Source organism: Sphingomonas sp. S2M10 (genome assembly GCF_012650175.1).
Lineage (GTDB): Bacteria > Pseudomonadota > Alphaproteobacteria > Sphingomonadales > Sphingomonadaceae > Sphingomonas.
This window is the reverse complement of record NZ_JAAILI010000008.1, coordinates 279731-294343: the sequence shown is the minus strand read 5'-3', so window position 1 is coordinate 294343 and position 14613 is coordinate 279731. Positions and strand designations below refer to the sequence as shown.

At 66.1% G+C, this 14613-nt stretch carries 9 protein-coding genes, 1 tRNA gene and 1 pseudogene; 7 read left to right on the top strand and 4 right to left on the bottom strand.

Annotated features, from left to right (window positions below):
- Window positions 1-236: 236 nt before the first annotated feature.
- The 4 genes from S2M10_RS02725 to S2M10_RS02710 all read left to right on the top strand — a co-directional run bounded on the left by S2M10_RS02725 (window position 237) and on the right by S2M10_RS02710 (window position 3109).
- The gene (locus S2M10_RS02725; protein ID WP_168844737.1) at window positions 237-1745 is read left to right on the top strand and encodes a YifB family Mg chelatase-like AAA ATPase; all 1509 of its coding nucleotides are present in this window, start codon (window positions 237-239) and stop codon (window positions 1743-1745) included.
- A 1-nt stretch (window position 1746) separates the two neighbouring features.
- Complete coding sequence (locus S2M10_RS02720; RefSeq protein ID WP_168844736.1) at window positions 1747-2088, top strand: outer membrane protein assembly factor BamE; 342 nt, start codon at window positions 1747-1749, stop codon at window positions 2086-2088.
- 46 nt (window positions 2089-2134) lie between these two features.
- Window positions 2135-2974, top strand: a complete 840-nt coding sequence (locus S2M10_RS02715) for a formate/nitrite transporter family protein (protein WP_348770520.1) — start codon at window positions 2135-2137, stop codon at window positions 2972-2974.
- Between the two features lie 50 nt (window positions 2975-3024).
- Window positions 3025-3109 (top strand) — tRNA-Leu (locus S2M10_RS02710).
- 36 nt (window positions 3110-3145) lie between these two features.
- Here the strand turns inward: S2M10_RS02710 and S2M10_RS02705 are convergent.
- Window positions 3146-4063 carry a LysR family transcriptional regulator gene (locus S2M10_RS02705; protein WP_282098008.1) on the bottom strand — a complete coding sequence of 306 codons (918 nt, stop codon included), beginning with the start codon at window positions 4061-4063 and terminating at the stop codon, window positions 3146-3148.
- A gap of 103 nt (window positions 4064-4166) precedes the next feature.
- Here S2M10_RS02705 and S2M10_RS02700 point away from each other — a divergent pair, with 103 nt between their 5' ends.
- Window positions 4167-5063: an NmrA family NAD(P)-binding protein gene (locus tag S2M10_RS02700; RefSeq protein WP_168844735.1), complete on the top strand. Its 897-nt coding sequence runs from the start codon at window positions 4167-4169 to the stop codon at window positions 5061-5063.
- 29 nt (window positions 5064-5092) lie between these two features.
- A complete protein-coding gene (locus S2M10_RS02695; RefSeq protein WP_168844734.1) occupies window positions 5093-6241 on the top strand; it encodes an epoxide hydrolase family protein in 1149 nt (382 codons plus the stop codon).
- Window positions 6242-6271: 30 nt separating this feature from the next.
- Here the strand turns inward: S2M10_RS02695 and S2M10_RS02690 are convergent, their stop codons facing one another.
- Together S2M10_RS02690 and S2M10_RS02685 are read right to left on the bottom strand one after the other, a co-directional pair.
- Window positions 6272-7369, bottom strand: coding sequence for an arabinogalactan endo-1,4-beta-galactosidase (locus tag S2M10_RS02690; RefSeq protein ID WP_168844733.1), 1098 nt, complete (start codon window positions 7367-7369; stop codon window positions 6272-6274).
- Window positions 7369-10107 (bottom strand): TonB-dependent receptor, encoded by a 2739-nt coding sequence (locus S2M10_RS02685; RefSeq protein ID WP_168844732.1) that lies wholly within the window; start codon window positions 10105-10107, stop codon window positions 7369-7371. Before S2M10_RS02685 ends, S2M10_RS02690 begins: the two co-directional genes overlap by 1 nt.
- A 595-nt stretch (window positions 10108-10702) precedes the next feature.
- Here S2M10_RS02685 and S2M10_RS02680 point away from each other — a divergent pair.
- A pseudogene (locus tag S2M10_RS02680) lies at window positions 10703-13567 on the top strand (TonB-dependent receptor).
- A 264-nt stretch (window positions 13568-13831) separates the two neighbouring features.
- Here the strand turns inward: S2M10_RS02680 and S2M10_RS02675 are convergent.
- Complete coding sequence (locus tag S2M10_RS02675; protein ID WP_168844731.1) at window positions 13832-14611, bottom strand: sulfite exporter TauE/SafE family protein; 780 nt, start codon at window positions 14609-14611, stop codon at window positions 13832-13834.
- Between the last annotated feature and the right edge of the window lie 2 nt (window positions 14612-14613).

The window sequence follows — 14613 nt, the reverse complement described above, 5'->3', positions numbered from 1 at the left end:
CATCCTCGAGTATCTAGAACGTAAAAGGGCCGCCACAGGGGCGGCCGCGTGTCGAGCGCCATTACGGCCAAGTGGCGCCCGAGTCAACGCAGGATGCGGGGATTGGCCGGGTTCGGAGCACATCGCCCCCCAGATGGGTTAGGTGTGTTGTAGACGCAAGACGCCAGCTTCCAATTGTACCGCTTCCGTAGCGAGCAAAAGCCGCTATGTTCCCATTCCGGGGAGGGGGGCTTCTCTTGGTCGCCAGTGTTTCGACGGTTGCCTATCTGGGGTTGGAGGCGCGCGCGGTGGAGGTGCAGTGCAACCTCGTCGCCGGGCTGCCCAAGTTCGTCGTCGTCGGCCTGCCCGACAAGGCGGTGGCGGAAAGCCGCGAGCGGGTGCGCGCCGCGATGGCGGCGATCGGGCTGGCGCTGCCGCCCAAGCATATCGTGCTCAACCTCTCGCCCGCGGACCTGCCCAAGGAAGGATCGCATTTCGACTTGCCCATTGCGCTGGCGCTGCTCGCGGCGATGGGGGTGGTCGATGCCGAGACGATCGCGGGCTATGTCGTGGTCGGCGAACTGGCGCTCGACGGGCGGATCGCGCCCTCGCCGGGCGTGCTGCTCGCGGCGATGCATGCGGCCGAGGCGGGCAAGGGGCTGGTCTGCCCCGCCGTGCAGGGCCCCGAGGCGAGCTGGGCGGGGCAGGTGGAAGTGCTCGCCGCGCCCGACCTGATCGCGCTGCTCAACCACTTCAAGGGCAACCAGCTGTTGCCCGGTCCGGTCCCGGGCGAGGTCGATCCGGCGGGGGCGGGGCCGGATCTCGCCCAGGTGAAGGGGCAGGAGACCGCCAAACGCGCGTTGGAGATTGCGGCGGCCGGCGGGCATAATTTGTTGTTCGTCGGGCCGCCGGGGGCAGGCAAGTCGCTGATGGCGGCGTGCCTGCCGGGCATCCTGCCGCCGCTCGAGGCTGCCGAGGCGCTGGAGGTTTCGATGGTCGCCTCGGTCGCGGGCACGCTGCAGGGCGGGCGGCTGACCCGAACCCGGCCGTTCCGCGCGCCGCATCACAGCGCCTCGATGGCGGCGCTGACCGGCGGCGGGCTCAAGGTGAAGCCGGGCGAGGTGAGCCTCGCGCATTTGGGCGTGCTGTTCCTCGACGAGCTGCCCGAGTTCCAGCGCGCCGTGCTCGATTCGCTGCGCCAGCCCTTGGAGGCGGGGGTGGTCAGCGTCGCCCGGGCCAATGCCCATGTGACCTTCCCGGCGCGGGTGCAGCTGATCGCGGCGATGAACCCGTGCCGCTGCGGACATCTCGGCGACCCGGCGCTCGCCTGTGCGCGGGCGCCGCGTTGTGCTGCGGACTATCAGGCCAAGGTCTCCGGGCCTTTGCTCGATCGCATCGACCTGCATGTCGAGGTCCAGCCGGTCACCGCTGCCGATCTCGTCCTGCCGCCGCCGGCAGAAGGATCGGCCGAGGTCGCGGCGCGGGTGGCGGCGGCACGGGCGCTCCAAACGGCGCGCTATGCGGGCACGCCTGTGCGAACCAATGCCGAGGCCGACGGCGAGCCGCTGATGGCGGTCGCCACGCCCGACGATGCGGGCCGCAAGCTGCTCGCCCAGGCGGCCGAGGCGATGCGGCTCTCGGCACGCGGCTACACCCGGGTGCTGCGGGTGGCGCGGACGATCGCCGATCTGGCAGGCGCCGAAGGCGTGGGGCGCATCCATGTCGCGGAGGCGCTCAGCTACCGCCGCCAAGCGCCGCGGAGTTGAGATGCGGGCCCGCCACGTCCTCCTGACGGTTTTGTTGCTGGCGAGCGGCTGCTCCGCTGGCGCGCCCTTCGACAAAGCGCGTTGGCGCGATGCGGACCTTAGCGGCCGCACACGCGCCGAGATGATGCCGGACTTCCTTCGGCGTCATCGGCTGATCGGATTGACCCGTCAGCAGGTTGAGGCCGAACTCGGCCCGCCCACGACGACAGAGAAATGGCGAGGCGCAGACATGGTGTATGTCCTCGGGAATGACGGGTCGATGTTTGCGATCGACAGCGAATGGCTGCTGATCTTCCTCGATCCCAACGGCCGGGTGGCCCGCTATCGGCAGGTCGCCGACTGATCGCGCGTGCTCGGCAACCTCCCGCCCGGATCGGCGTTCAGCCCCGGTGCAACAGCCCCGAAACGAAGCGCCCGAAGGCGAAGAGCCCGATCTGCCCCCCGAGGAAGAGGAGGAGGTGCAGGAGCGCGAGGCCGCGTCCTCGCGCGTCATTCATGAGGTCATCCGTCGACAAGGCGACGAGGAACTCGACCGGCCGGCAAGCTCGCTATTCTTCTCCGGCGTGGTCGCGGGCGTGGCAATGGCGGCCTCGGTGCTCGGGCGCGGGCTGATCGAAAGTCACCTGCCGGATACCGAATGGCGGCTGCCCGTGGCGAGCATCGGCTATTGCCTGGGCTTCGTGATCGTGGTGCTGGGGCGGCTGCAGCTGTTCACCGAGAGCACGCTTTCGGCCGTGATCCCCGTCGCGGCGAGCCCGACCTTGCGCAATTTCGGGCGGCTGGGTCGGCTCTGGGGGCTGGTGCTCGCGGCCAATCTCGTCGGCACGTTCCTGATCGCGTGGCTGGCGACGGAAGGCTGGGTGGGCACGGAGGCAAGCACCAAGGCGATGCTGGATACCTCGCGCAGCCTGCTCGAACTGTCCGGCTGGGACGCGGTGCGGGCGGCGGTGCCGGCGGGGTTCCTGATGGCGGGGATCGCCTGGTCGCTGCCGGGTGCGCGGCGGCAGGAGTTCTTCGTGCTGGTGTTCTGCACCTATTTCATCTCGCTGGGCGAGTTCGCGCATGTCGTGGCGGGCGCGGTGGAGGCGTGGATGCTGTGGCTGGCAGGCGAGGCCAGCCTCGGCTGGGTGCTGGGCGGCTTCCTGGCGCCGGCGCTGCTCGGCAACATCCTGGGCGGATCGGTGCTGTTCGCGCTGCTGGCGCACGCCCAGGTGCGCGAAGAGACGTGAAGCGGGTTGCGGCGCGGCGAAGCTTCGTCTAGCCGTGCGCATCCTTCGCTGCCCCTGTGGCGAAATTGGTAGACGCATTCGACTCAAAATCGAACGCCGAAAGGCATGCTGGTTCGAGTCCGGCCAGGGGCACCAATGGATCATGGGTAGATTGGTGCAAGGTCTGCCCAGCTACGCGTCGCGCGCAGCGCGGGCAGCTTCGCCCGTTGCCGAGATCGCCGCAATGCTCGAGACCAGTGCGTCGATGAACACCCGAACCTTGGCCGACAGGCTGCGGTGGCTGGGATATACCGCGTGGATCACGGTGCGGTCGCCGCGCGCGGCGGGCCATAACCGAACCAAGCGACCGTCTGTGACATATGGGGCGGCCAGAAAGTCCGGAAGCGTAGCGATGCCGCCATCGGCCAGCACCACCGGCAGCAGCGCGGCGGAATCGGAAATCGCGACGGTCGACGGCAATTCGATGCGGCCGCCGTCGCCGCCGACATCATCCTGATACGCCATGGGTCGGTCCGCATAGCCGATCAACAGGTGATGGCGGAGGTCTGCGGCTCGAAAGGGTATGCCGTGCGTGGCCAGATAGCCAGGGCTGGCACACACCCACGCTTCCGATTCCAACAGCCGTCGGGCGATCAGGTCGTTGTTGACCAGCGGACCCACGCGGATCAGCAGGTCCGCGGCCTCCACCGGCATGTCGATGAAGCGGTTTTCTACCGCGAGCACCACGCGCACTTGCGGAAAGGCAGCCACGAAGCCGGGCAGCATCGGGGCCACCAGCGCGGTCGCAACGGTGTACGGCAGGCTGACGCGCAGCGTGCCGGCTGGCGTGCCGCCCAGTCCCTCCATTGCAGCCACCGCCTCGTCCACGTCGGCGAGGATCCGCAATGCATGCGGACGAAACAGGCGGCCCGCGTCGGTCAGGCGCAGGTGCCGGGTCGAGCGGTCCACCAGCAGGGTGCCGACGTCACGCTCGAGCCGCGCGAGCGCGCGGCTCACGCCCGATTTGGGGAGCCCGAGCGCGCGTGCCGCGGCGGACACGCTCATCAGGTCTGCGATGCGGGCGAAGGCGCGAAGATCGGATAGCTCCATGATCGTTCCACTATCAGCAACACCCTATCGCAGTCGCCCCCTCTAATCGCAGGGAATTGGAACGACTATTTGCGGCGGACGCACGGATAAACAGGAAGAAACGATGCAAGGGACGCTTACGCAGCCGCTGGTGGTAGTGGCCGGAGCCTCGGGAGATCTCGGTGCCCGTCTGGTTAGGGCGTTGACCTTCAAGGGGGCGAGGGTGCGTGCGCTGGTCCGTCGGCCAGGGGATGTGCCGGTATCGCAACATGTCGAACCGGTGACGGTGGACTTTGCGGACCTGGCGGCGCTGACCCGTGCCGTCGCAGGCGGCGCGTGCGTGGTGTCCGCGTTGAACGGCACTGCACCCGTCATCCTAGACGCGCAGGGCAGATTGCTCGATGCGGCGGTAGCGGCACGCGTGCCGCACTTCATTCCGTCCGACTTCTGCCTGGATTATCGGGCCACCCGGCCCGGGGACAATCGGAACATGGACCTGCGCCGCACCTTTTCCGCCCGGCTCGATGCCGCGCCGATCCGGGCGACGTCGATCCTGAACGGCCCCTTCGCGGATCTGCTGGAGGGTCAGGCGCCGATCGTGCTGCACCGGTTCCGCAGGGTTCTCTTCTGGGGTGAAGCCGATCAGCTGTTCGATTTCACCACAAAGGACGACGTTGCCGCCTTTACCGCCGACGCCGCGCTCGACCCGGAGGCGCCACGCTATCTGCGGATCGCGGGCGACCAGATCAGTCCGCGCGGGATCGCGGAGATGTTGACCGGAATGGAGGGGCGGCGCTGGCGCCTCTTCCGCGCCGGGAGCGTTGCCCGCCTGAGCACGCTAATCGCCCTCGCACGCACGCTTACGCCGGAGACCGACGCGCCGTTTCCCGCATGGCAGGGCATGCAATATCTGCGCGACATGTCGACCGGACGAGGCAAGCTGCACGGCCTGGACAATGCCCGATACGGCAAGACCGACTGGACCAGCGTAGCCGAGGTGCTCGCCCGGACGCTGCGATGACCCCGGTGCTATCGAGAGAAGGCGCTGCGATGACCGATGCCGTTGCCCCGTTTCCGATCCGCGTCCCAGAAGCGGATCTCGCTCATCTGGCGGAGCGCCTCGCCCGCACCCGCTGGCCCGACGCCGGCCCGGTCGACGACGGGCGGCAAGGCCCCGCGCTGCACGCCCTGCGTCGTCTGGTCGCGCGCTGGCAGAACGGCTATGACTGGCGGGCGACCGAGGCATGCATCAACGGGTGGGGATCCAGCCGCACCGTCATCGACGGTTTGGGTATTCATTTCCTGCATGTTCGCTCGCCAGAGCCGGACGCGGTGCCGCTCCTCCTCGCCCATGGCTGGCCGGGATCGATCCTCGAGTTTCGCGAAATGATCGGGCCGCTGACCGATCCTGCGGCGCATGGCGAGGCGCGCCATCCTGCATTTCACCTCGTCATACCGTCGATGCCGGGGTTCGGCTTTTCCGACAAGCCCGGGGAGCAGGGTTGGCACGTCGGTCGTGTCGCCCAGGCCTATACGGAACTGATGCGGCGGCTGGGCTATCACGACCGCTGGTTCGCACAGGGCGGGGACTGGGGTGCCGCGGTGGTGACGACGCTGGCGCAAATGCGTGCGCCGGGGCTGGCCGGGATCCACCTCAACATGGTGCTATTCCAGCCGACGGAGGAGGAGATCAGGAATGCAACGCCGGAAGAGCGAGACATGCTTGCCGGCATGCAACGGTATGACCGGGAGCAATCGGCCTACATGAAGCTGCAGAACACCCGGCCCCAATCGGTCGCCTTTGCGCTCGCGGACTCGCCGGTGGGGCTGGCGGCATGGCTCTATGCGCTGTTCCAGGACATGACCGACAGCGGCGGGGCGCCGGAGCGGGTGCTGCAGCAGGACGATCTGCTCGATCACATCATGTTGTACTGGCTTCCCAATGCCGGGGCCAGCTCGGCGCGCTTCTATTGGGAGAACGCGCAGGCAGGCCGCGGCATGTCGGCGGCGCCGATCGCGCTGCCGGCAGGAGTCAGCGTCTTCCCCGGCGAGGCAGTCCGGCTTTCGCGCCGCTGGGCGGAACAGCGCTTCGCCGATCTGCGCCACTTTAGTCAGCCGGAGCGGGGCGGCCATTTCGCTGCGATGGAGAACCCCGCGGCTTTGGTGGACGCGGTGCGGGCGACATTCGCAACCCGCTGATGAACCGCGAAAGCCACGCGGGGACACGCCTTACTTTCGCGCCCGCCGGTAGGCGTGTCGCAAAAAGTCGAAAGCGGGCAGCGCCTCATGACGGTGAAGATCGAACCAGGCGGCGTTCTCCCAGTTGGAGCCCGTGCCCCAGCGGGTCGTGCACTGGGTGGAAACCCAGGCCGGCTCCCAATAGACCACGCCGATCCCGCCGCTGGTCACCACCTGTTGCGTCAGGTCGATCAGGTAGCGGCGCTGGCCGTCCGGGGTGGCAGGATAGCCTGGGATCAGCGTATCGGGGCCGAGCAGGTTGGGTGCGGCATCGGCGCCGTCATTGGTGAAGGGGTAGGCGGTTTCCACCACGATCACGTCCGCCTTGTAGCGCTCCTTGGCCGCCGCGATCACGGTGCCGAGCCCGTCGATGCCGAGCTTGGACCATTTGCGATAATAGCTGATCCCGATCACGTCATAATCCAGGACGCCGGCCACCGTCGCCTGGTCGAACCAGGGCATCACATTTTCGGGCTGGGCAATATGCAGCATCACCTTCGGGCGGGTGCCGCTGGCCTTGCCCGCGTCGCGCACCGCCTTGATGCCGGCGTTGAACAGCTTGGCGTTGCGCTCCCAATGGATCGGCTCGCCGATCACGCCGCCCATCAGCTCAGGATTGGTCTCGTTGCCGACCTGCACCATGTCCGGCATCAGACCTTCCGCAGCGAGCTTGCCGAGGATCTCGCTTGTATAGTCGTACACCGCCTTTGCCTGCGCATCGGTATCCAGCTTGGCCCAGGCGGCGGGCGGACGCTGCTTTTCGCCGTCCGCCCAGTCATCCGAATAATGGAAGTCCAGCAGCACCTTGAGGCCCGCCGCATGCGCGCGGCGGATCGTCTTCAGCACATCGTCATAGTTGCTGTAGCGAGTCCAGTCGGGGTTGTTCCACAGGCGGACGCGAACGATGTTGCCGCCCTTTGCCTTGAGCAGTGCGAACGGATCGACCGGCTTGCCGCGATCGCGATAGACCGCGCCGCAATCCTCCATCTCGTTCACATAGCTGAGGTCCGCGCCCAGATAGAGCGTGTCGTCCCTCGCGGCCGGCGAACCGGCGGCGAGGGCTGCGGCGGCGAGAAGCTGGCCCAGCATCAGAAGCTGTAGCTCACGCCGGCGAGGAAGCGACGGCCGAACCGCTCAAAGCGGCCCTGCAGGCGGGTATCGCCATAATAGGTCTCGAACGGCTCGTCGGTCAGGTTGTTGGCCTGGAACAGCAGTTCGACATTCTTGAGCGAGCCGCTCTGGAACTTGTACGAGGTCTGGAAGTCCAGCACGCCTTCGTTGCGGGTGTAGAGGATGCGATCGGTATCGCCCAGCTCGGTCGCATAGTCGCTGCGGTAGCGGTACGCGATCCGCGCCTCGAAGCCGCGCTTGCTGAAATAGAGCGCCGCATTGCCGACATGCTTCGACAAGCCCGGCAGCGCGGTCGCCCCGATCGCGTTGTCGCGCTCCTGCACGCTGATGTCGCTGTCGGTATAGGAATAGTTCAGGTACGTGCCGAAGCCGTCGAACGGCGCCGGCAGGAAGGTGAACGCCTTCTGGAAGGCTACTTCCACGCCCTTGATCGTGCCGCCCCGGCCGTTGACCGGCTGGGTGAAGGTGCCCTGGACGATGTTGCCGCCCGTATCGGTGAAGTTGCGGGTGGTCGTCTGGGTGGCGATGAAGGTGTCGAGGTCCTTGTAGAAGCCCGAGATCGTCAGCGCGCTGTCGCGATCGAAATACCATTCGAAGGTAAGATCGAGCTGCTTGGCGCGGAACGGTTCGAGCAGCGGGTTGCCGCCGGTGGCCGAGGGGGCGCCCCCGCTGGTGAACACGCCCACGCCCGCGTTCAGATCGTCGAGCGGCGCGCGCGCGATCGCCTTGCTGGCGCCGAAGCGCATCTGCAGCTTCTCGGTCAGCTTGAAGTTCAGGTTCAGGTTGGGCAGCCAGTCGGTGAAGGCGTTGTCGAACCGCACCGGCGTGGCGACGGCAACCGCGCCCTGGCCGTCGATCTGCGTGCTGCGCGAGCTGGTGTCGGTGTGCACCATGCGCACGCCGGCATTGCCGGTCACCGGAATGCCGAACAGCGTGCCGTCCAGATCGGCCTGGGCATAGGCGGCAACGGTGGATTCGCGGACCTCCCAGCTCGACGACTGGTCGAAGAAGCTCTGCTGCGGATCGAGGGCGCCGAAATAGCGGTCGATCGCTGCCGGAATATTGATCGACAGCGTTTGCGGCACGCCGCCGAAGCCGCTGGGGAAGGTAACCGTGCCGTTGATCAGGTCCGACGGGATAGCGACGCGATTGGCTGCATCGATGAAGCCGAACTGGGTGCGCTGGGTGTAATCCTTCGCGCGATCGGTAAAGCGGCCGCCGCCGGTGAGGCGCTTGACGAACCCGCCGTCAAACTCGCGCTGCAACTCGCCCTTCAGCGTCCAGAGATGGTCGTTGATCAGCGGCGCGCCGCCGCCATTGGTCGGGATCTGGAATTCGGAGATGCGGTTGACGTTCGGATCGGTCAGCGAATGGTTGAAGCTGAAGCTCGCCGCCTGGCCGGGGGTGGTGAGGAAGGTGCCGCTCGAGCCGAAGCGATCCTGGAAGGTGAAGCCGTTCGCCGTCGCCGAAAATTCGGTGCGCAGGGTAAGGAACTGCTGGCTGCGGTGCGTGGTGGAGTAGCCGGCGTCGAGAATGCCCGTCCAGCCGTCCTTCGACCATTTGCCATTGAGGCCGCCGGCATAAAGGTCGTCGGTGAAGAAGAAGCTCTCGTTCACGTTGCGCACGTCGAGGCCGAAATCGACGCCGGTATTGGTTGCCGTGATGCCGGTGACGTTGCCGTCGACCACGGTCGGCTGCGAGAAGCTGTTGCCGAAGGGGAGGCCCTCGGCCCGCAGGCCGCGCTGCGTCTCGGTGAATTTCACATGGCTGTAGAAGAAGTCGCCGTTCAGCTCGAACAGGCCGTGGCCGGGGTTCCACTGCACCGCCGCGAGCGCGCCGTGGCGAATGTCGTCGCCGCCGCGTACCAGCGCCTCATAGCCATAGGGGATGTTGTCCTGGGCGCCGCTGTTGCCGGCCGCGCCCCTGCCGTCGCCGTTCAGGTCGACGAAGCTGTTGGTGTAGCGGAAGACGTTGGTACGCGCAGTGGCATTTGCCTGGCGGCGGCCCGAATAGCCGAGCGCGACGCCTAGCGTATTGTCGAAGAACTGATCGACGTACGAGATGCTGCCGATATACCCCCACGGCTTGGCATCGGCGATGTCCGGCGCGAGATCGTTATAGCTCGCGCGCAGATTGATCGCGATCTTGCGCGTGCCGAAATCCAGCGGCCGTACGGTCTGCAGGTTCACCTGGCCGGCGATCGCGCCTTCGACCTGCGAGGCGGTCGGCGACTTATAGACGAAGGCGCCGTTCAGCAGCTCGGTCGGGTAATCGTCGTAGCGGATGTTGCGGTTGGCTTCGGCCGACACGACCTCGCGGCCGTTGAGCAGCGTGTTGACGAGGTTCGGGCCCATGCCGCGGATCGAGATCTGGGTGCCGTTGCCGCGGTCGCGGTTGGTGGCGAGGCCGGGCAGGCGCGCCAGCGACTCGGCGATCGAAGCCTCTGGCAATTTGCCCAGGTCCTGCGCGGAGAGCGTCTCCTGAACGCGATCGGCGTCCCGCTTCGATTGCAGCGCGGTGCGCAGCGAGGCCCGATAGCCCTGGACGACGATCTCGGCCGTGTCCTCCTCGTCGGTGGCAGACGTCTGCGGCGCGGCGGCGGCCTGCGGTTGGGCATTCGTCTGCGCAAGCGCCGGCATTGCGATAACCATCGCAAGCAGGCTCGCCATGGCCTTGCCCTCGCCGTTGATCTTCATGGGGGTCCTCTCTCTTACCCGGTGTTATCGGCCCTAATAATCGTATAAATAAGCTTTCGGGAAGAGGCACGAGGCCGGGCGCACGGCCAATTTTTCGGAGCGTGCTAATTTTGCCACGATCGCTACGGGCGGTCGGCAGCGTGGCTCGACATGTTGATGTGCCTACTCGCCAACCGCGATGCCAATCCTTTTCATCCTACTCGCCCGTCCTCGTTGGCGATCCCGATCCTGCTCTTGAAGTAGCGATTCACTCCTACAATCGGAAATACGCGTTTGCCTCGACCAGCCGACCAGCCGGGCAGCGTCCTTGCGCAAGGTTACGGTTTCTGCCGGACATCCCGCAAAATCCGGATAGCTTTACTCAGATTAGTAAGATCGAAAACGCGACAGCCGGGAGTGATTTTTCCCATAAAAACGCGCTTTCACCCAGAATGTGGAAATTTGTGTTCCCGACGCCACACTGGCCGGAGAATCCACCTCCCGGCTATCCCACCGCCCACAAGCGGCTTGCAGAGCGCACCAACTCCGATAAGTCTGAGTAATAGATGTCGCTAGAGCATCTCGAACGCATTTTCTGTCGATGGGGAGGATACCGATGGTATCGAAATTTCTTTTCCTCGTTTCCGCCTCCGTGGCGTCGCTGGTGGCTGGCGTCGATGCGCAGGCGCAGTCGGATTTCACCGCATCCGCACGCGCAGCGCAGCACACTGGCGGTGTGGACGACGCAGCGCAGGATCAGACGAACGACGAAATCGTCGTCACGGGGGTTCGCGCTTCGATTGTCGGCGCGATCAATCGTCGGCGTGAGTCGGTCCAGATCATCGACTCCGTCGTTGCCGAGGACGTCGGCAAGTTGCCTGACAATAACGTAGTCGAGGCATTGCAGCGCGTGACCGGTATCCAAGTCACCGACCGGGGGCAGGGGGAGGCCGCCGGTATCCAGATCCGCGGCCTGCCGGATGCTCTGACGACACTTAACGGGCGCAACATTTTCACGGCGGCCGGACAGACCTTTTCGCTGCAGGATGTGTCGGCGAACCTGATCAAGCGGGTCGATGTCTACAAGACGCGCGCCGCCGACCAGATCGAGACCGGACTGGCCGGGCAGGTGGACGTCGTCACGCGCCGCCCGTTCGACTTCGAGGGCCTCGCGCTTTCGGGGCTGGCCCGCGGGATCTATGATCAGGAAGCAGACACGATCAATCCCAACGTCGCGCTGCTGATCAGCGATCGGTGGCAGACCGGCATCGGCGAGATGGGCCTGCTCGTGAACGGCAGCTACACGCGCTCGAAATTCCGGACGATGTCGACAACGGCAGGTGCCTTCGTTCCATTCGCGACGCTCAATCCGCCCGCGGGTTCGGGACTGACGGGTTTCCAGCGAATCTTCCCGGCGCCGACCGACCCTATCACGGGGCGGTTCATCAATACGCCCGCATTGGGCAACTGGCAGGTGGGCACGGAGACCGGCCTCTCGACCGCGCCCGGGGCGACGATCGACGTCAACGGGGTCGCCACCCCCTATTGGCTGTCGCGCGACGCGGTATTCAGCTCGGATCTCTACGGCAAGCGCGAGCGGCCTTCCGCGAACGCGTCCTTCCAATGGGCGCCCAACAGCAGTTCGGTCTACACCGCCGAAATCTTCTATTCCGGGTTCCGCGGCGAAACCTATAACAGCCTGCAGTTCAGCTTCGTCGATTTCTGGGCAAATCCCCAGGCGCCGACCCTGTACGACGGCACCAACATCGTGAAGTCGCGCGTCGCGAACAGCGTCTATGGCTTCAACAGCGGCGACTATACCCGCAGTCAGACCGACAGCTTCGTCTATGCTCTGAACGGCAAATGGGATCTTGGCGGCAGCGGCGGGATCGTCGCCGATGCCGCCTACCAGACGAGCAGATACAAGACGGCCTTCTTCGCGATGCGCACCGATCGTGTCGCCGACCAGATCACCATGGACTTCAATGCTGGCGGTGGCATTCCCGCCTACCATTTCAGCAACGACGCGCTGCTCACCGATCCGGCCGTGTGGAATGTCGGCCAGCTGTACGACAATGAGAATCGCGACAGGGGCAGTGCCTTCACAGCGATGCTCGACGGCCATTATGGTTGGGAGACCGGCTTCCTGCGGCGGATAAAGGCAGGTTTCCGCTTCGACACCCGACGTGCGTCGAGCGACGTGCGGACTGGCGATGCCGCCCCCCTGGGGCGCCCGCTGTCCAGTCTGCCGGCGGGCGCCACCTTCACCAATTCCGGCTTTTTCGAAGGGCGCGGCGACGTGCCGAGCACCTGGGTGAATGCCAATGGCTATTACAACTATGAGCATGCCGACGAGATTCGCGCGCTCTACGGCCTCAGGACGTCGGACCAGCTTACGCTGACACGCGTGTTCGACATCGACGAGAAGACGACGGCCGCATATGTGCAGGCGGATGGGCAGCTGACAATCTTCGGGCGGGCGCTCAATCTCCAGGCCGGCGTGCGCTATGTTGCGGTGGACACCGAGGCAGTCTTTGTCGACCGCTTCAACAACGGCGCCGTCTCGAGGGCGTCCCCAGGTTCGGACCGCTTCCTGCCGAGCTTCACCGCGCGATACGAAATCACGCCCAATCTGCGCGCCCGCTTCAATTATGGCGAGACGCTGCGCCGACCCGCCTTTGGCGACATCAACCCCAATTTTTCGCTGACCGGTGACCTTACCAATGTGGGCTATGGCAGCGGATCGGCCGGCACCGCCACGCTCCAGCCGACTACGTCCAGAAATTATGACGTCGCGCTGGAATGGTATTTTGGTCGCAACAGCGCGATCACCGTCACCGGCTTCCGCCGCGACATCGAAGGGCTGGTCGTGCCGGTCAGCCAGCTGGAAATCATTCCGAACAACGGGATCGTTGCCGGTGCGACCAACAATTTCGTCATCAGCCGGCCCGCAAACGCTTCGGACGGCGTTCTGAAGGGGGTCGAGGTGGGGCTGACCTACTTCCCGAGCTACCTCCCGTCGGTGCTGGACGGCCTGGGCTTCCAGGGCAGCCTCACCGTCCTGGACTCGAGCCAGAACGTGCCGATCTAGAACAATTCCGGTGTGCAAACGGGAGAGCAGCAGTCGGGCTTCTTCGGTGTGTCCGACCTCTCGTACAACGCAACGCTGGCATATGACAAAGGCCCGATCGGCGCACGCCTCTCCTATGTGTATCGCAACGCATGGCAGGTGCGTAACGAGGCGCGGCTGTTCGCCAATCCGCTGGGGGTATGGCGCCGGGCGGAGGCAAGCCTTGATTTGCAGCTGACCGCGCGCATCACCGATCGGCTGGGAGTCACGTTCGACGCGGTGAACCTGACGCGTACCAAGCAGCAGGAATATTATCGCTTCGGTGCGGTGGGCGACCAGGACCGCTTCAACCTGGGCACGGTGCTGATCCCCAGAACCTTCGCCATCGGCGCGCGCTACAGCTTCCGCTGACACCCGGGCGGGCCGATCGATCGGCCCGTCCGCTCAAGCGACGACGGGCGCACGAAGCTGGGACGCTGCCGAGGGGCCAGTGGCGCTGCGCACCGGCCCCGATGCACGCGATGGGCATCGCGCGGCGGCGGCGTCACAGGCCTGCCGACAGCAACAAGAACTGCCGATCCGGGGCGGTCCGCGAAGGATGTGCGCTGGTCACCATCGCGTGCGGCCGAGCCGCGCACGCATGCTGCTTTCTGCACGCCCAGGGCCGGTGCCCGATCATGCTGCCGACGCGACGACATAGCCGCCCACGGCGATCACCAGAACGGCGAAGCTGCGTTCGAGCAGACCCTTGCGGCCACCGAGCCGCTTGCCCAGCGCGATGCCGGCCAGCGCTCCGCCGATCCCGCCGAGGACCAGCAGTGCCGTTACGCCCCAATCGACGAGCCCGGACATGGCATAGGACGTTGCCGTTGTGAGGCCCAGCGCAGTCACGACGACCAGCGAGGTGCCGATGGCGACGGGGAGCGGCATCGCCGTCGCCAGGATCAGCCCGGGCACGATCAGGAATCCGCCACCGATGCCGAAAAAACCGGCGGCCAGACCGACGCCGAACCCTACCGGCACCAGCCGCGGCAGCAGCGCAGCGGCGCTGCTGCGGGTCAGGCGCACGTCGGGTGCTTCAACCACGCGCCGCTTCCGCAGCATCGACAGGCCGACGGCGATCATCAGCAACCCGAACAGGACAAGCAGTCGCTTGCCGTCGAACGCCTTGCCGAGTTCCGCGCCGAGCGCCGCCCCGGTCATGCCCGCCACCGCGAAGACGCTTGCACATCGCCACTTCACCCGCCCGGCCCGCGCATGGCCGGCAAGGCTCGCAAGCGCGTTGACCGTCACGGCGACTGCCGCGGTGCCGATCGCTGCATGCGGCGATCCGATGCCGACGACATAGATCAGCAGCGGCACCGCCAAGATGGACCCGCCCCCGCCGACGAGACCGAGGACCATACCGATGACCGCGCCCGAGGCGAGCGTGGCGACGAGCGCGGCGGCCTCCATGC